Raw genomic sequence first — 1,798 nt, 5'->3', positions numbered from 1 at the left:
AGCCGCGGCCGGCACCCGCCCCGCCTGCTCGGCCTGCCTCGCGGCGGTCGGCTCCGGCCTCGGGTACGCGGTGACGACCCTGATCAGCCGACAGGTGTCGCAGCACACCGCGCCGATGACGCTGACCACCGTCTCCACCGCCCTCGGGGCCCTGACCCTGGCGCCCTTCGCCCTGGTCGCCGGGGTCAGCGCGCCGGTACGCCCGGACACCGTGGCGCTGCTGCTGCACCTCGGCGTGGTCACCACCGCGGTGGCGTACGCGCTGTTCTACGCCGGGCTGCGCACCACCCCGGGCAGCGTCGCCGCGGTGCTGACCCTGCTCGAACCACTCACCGCCGCCGCGCTGGCGGTGGCGCTGCTGCACGAGCCACTCCCGCTGCCCGTCCTCGGCGGTGGCGGCCTGCTGCTCACCGCCGTGGCCGCCACCTACCTGGCGCCCGGGCGGGCCGACACCCGGTAGCACCGCTCGTCCTACCATCGGGGCATGCTCCCGAAGACCACCGAGATCCGGGCGGCCGCCTTCGCCGACCTGGACGCCCGCACCTTCCACGACCTGCTCAAGCTGCGCATCGACGTGTTCGTGGTGGAGCAGCACTGCCCGTACCCGGAACTCGACGGGCGCGACGTGGAGCCGGGCACCCGGCATCTCTGGGTGGCCGACGACGACCTGCCGCAGGCGTACCTGCGGATCCTGGCCGAGCCGGACGGCACCGCCCGGATCGGTCGGGTGGTGGTGGCGCCGGCGGCGCGCGGCGGCGGACACGCCGGCCGGCTGATGACAGCGGCGCTGGAGGTGGTCGGCAACCGGCGGTGCGTGCTGGGTGCCCAGTCGCACCTGGTCGGGTTCTACAGCCGGTTCGGCTTCGCGCCCAGCGGTCCGGAGTACGTCGAGGACGGCATCCCGCACACGCCGATGCGGCGGGAGGCCATTGACGATTGACGATCAACCTGGCATGGTGCCGGGTAGCGCCGTCGCGGGAGCCAGCGAACAGGCACGGGAGTGGGCAACTCCCGTCGATCCGGGTGTCGTCGTCCGACCTCATCCCCCCGGGGGCTCCATGTCCACTCTCGCCCGATCACCACGCGTGCTCTGGTTGTTCGCCGTCGCGGCGGCCACCACGCTCCTGTTGACGACCGCACTGACCACCCTGCTGGCCCCGCCCGCCTCGGCGCACGGGTCGGTCGTCGACCCGCCGTCGCGCAACTACAGCTGCTGGCAGCGCTGGGGCGGCGACTTCCAGAACCCCCGGATGGCCACCGAGGACCCGATGTGCTGGCAGGCCTGGCAGGCCGACCCGGCCGCGATGTGGAACTGGAACGGCCTGTACCGCGAGGGCGTCGCGGGCAACCACCAGGCGGCCATCCCCAACGGCCAGCTGTGCAGCGGCGGACGCACCCAGAGCCCCCGCTACAACGCGCTGGACACCGTCGGCGCCTGGAAGAGCACGTCGGTGGCGAACAACTTCCGGCTGCGCTTCCTCGACCAGGCCCGCCACGGCGCCGACTACATCAGGGTGTACGTGACCAAGCAGGGCTTCAACTCGGCCACCCAGCCGCTCGGTTGGGGCGACCTGGAGTTGGCCGGTCAGATCGGCAACACCCCGGCCTCGCAGTGGAACCAGGACACCGGTGGCGTCTCGATCCAGATCCCGGTCAGCGCGCCCGGACGCAGCGGCCGGCACATCGTCTACACCATCTGGCAGGCCAGCCACCTGGACCAGTCGTACTACCTGTGCAGCGACGTCGACTTCGGTGGCGGGACGAGCACCCCGCCCCCGACCACGCCGCCGCCGACCCA

3 protein-coding genes are annotated in these 1,798 nt (G+C 72.7%); all 3 read left to right on the top strand.

Annotation, left to right across the window (positions count from 1 at the left end; genetic code table 11):
- On the top strand, positions 1-460 hold a 460-nt coding region (locus JM949_RS35680; protein ID WP_203152437.1), incomplete at its 5' end, for a DMT family transporter.
- A 24-nt stretch (positions 461-484) separates the two neighbouring features.
- Positions 485-940 (top strand): GNAT family N-acetyltransferase, encoded by a 456-nt coding sequence (locus JM949_RS35675; protein ID WP_203152436.1) that lies wholly within the window; start codon positions 485-487, stop codon positions 938-940.
- Between the two features lie 118 nt (positions 941-1,058).
- Positions 1,059-1,798, top strand: a 740-nt coding sequence (locus JM949_RS35670) for a lytic polysaccharide monooxygenase auxiliary activity family 9 protein (protein ID WP_203152435.1), incomplete at its 3' end; no start/stop codon positions are given.

This window comes from Micromonospora tarensis (genome assembly GCF_016803395.1).
Lineage (GTDB): Bacteria > Actinomycetota > Actinomycetes > Mycobacteriales > Micromonosporaceae > Micromonospora > Micromonospora tarensis.
This window is presented reverse-complemented; position numbering and strand designations above follow the sequence as displayed.